The sequence below is a fragment of the Microcoleus sp. BR0-C5 genome, from assembly GCF_036705045.1.
Classification (GTDB): Bacteria; Cyanobacteriota; Cyanobacteriia; order Cyanobacteriales; family Microcoleaceae; genus Microcoleus.
This window is the reverse complement of the sequence record NZ_JAUBTR010000218.1, coordinates 1-1,094: the sequence shown is the minus strand read 5'-3', so window position 1 is coordinate 1,094 and position 1,094 is coordinate 1. Positions and strand designations below refer to the sequence as shown.

General features: G+C 43.4%; 1 protein-coding gene. It reads right to left on the bottom strand.

Going from position 1 to position 1,094, the window contains the following annotated elements; translation table 11 throughout:
• Window positions 1-525: 525 nt before the first annotated feature.
• Window positions 526-744 carry a hypothetical protein gene (locus QUB08_RS32030; protein ID WP_333230332.1) on the bottom strand — a complete coding sequence of 73 codons (219 nt, stop codon included), beginning with the start codon at window positions 742-744 and terminating at the stop codon, window positions 526-528.
• Window positions 745-1,094 lie beyond the last annotated feature (350 nt).

Sequence of the window (1,094 nt, the reverse complement as noted above, 5' to 3'; positions counted from 1 at the left end):
GCCCCGGTTGCTAATATATTTACCGCGTCACTGCAGCTCGAAAATAGCTCTATCCCTGCAACCACTTTTAAACAAAAGCTCCTGACGGGATGACAAGAATAGTCCAAAGCTTGATAAAATCAAGGACATAGCCCTCAAACCTCTCTGAGAGAATGGGAGCTTATTGCGTCTAATTTTCATCAATTCCGCAATAGTTGCATGGCAAAGCTCCCTCCCTACTCCCTCCGCTTCGCGGCGCCCACGATTGACCAATCCAATTCAAAAGCTACTATGACGGCGTTGCGCTCGCATCGAATCAGTAAGGCGACCGATGTATTTCAGAATTCCCATAAGCTTGAGCTTGTGTCCTTGTAAAATCGCACAACTATAAGCTAAAGCTATTAAGAATATTAAAGTTTTATAATATTAAAGTTTTGAGGCGGTCGTCACAAAGGTAACTTTTTTCAAGATTATAGCCGACTGTTTGACAGTCCTTAAACATTGCTTCGATACCACTGCGACATTTAAACGCTGTTACAGCTTGTTTCAATTTGCCGATATTGGTGAGTAAATACCAGCCTTCATCTTCGCCAGTATTTCGATATTTTCGTTGCCCATAACCAGCGACATCAAAACAGCCCAATCCTTGCTGCTGATTTTAACTCCTGTCAAATAAAAGCTCGTACCTGCTACTAAACCACACTCACTCAACCGCTTAAATTCCTCTCCTTCTTCTTGAATATAGCGTCCCTGTTTTACTCTCAAAACAAACCTTATGTTCTTTTCACACAGCCCACTTGCCAGCTTAACGCTCGCAAATTCAGGCCTCTCCTAAAAGGACGATTTTATAATTTTTTAGCAGACCAAGAATGGGGCAGATTAAGCTTTGTTGTTCTCGGAGGTTGCTACAGCCACAGCGAAGGCAATATCTGCTACTACAACGGTAAAGCTCTCTTGTCCCCAATCAGGCTAATCATCAACAGATTTTTATCTCGCCACCCCGTTCTATCAATGGCGACCTTCAACTCTTGTTTCTTTCTGGGGGGGTGACAAAGAGGTCTACGAGATAGACTGTATAAGGGTTGCGGCCCGCATACCTTGTTGATAAAAGCGGC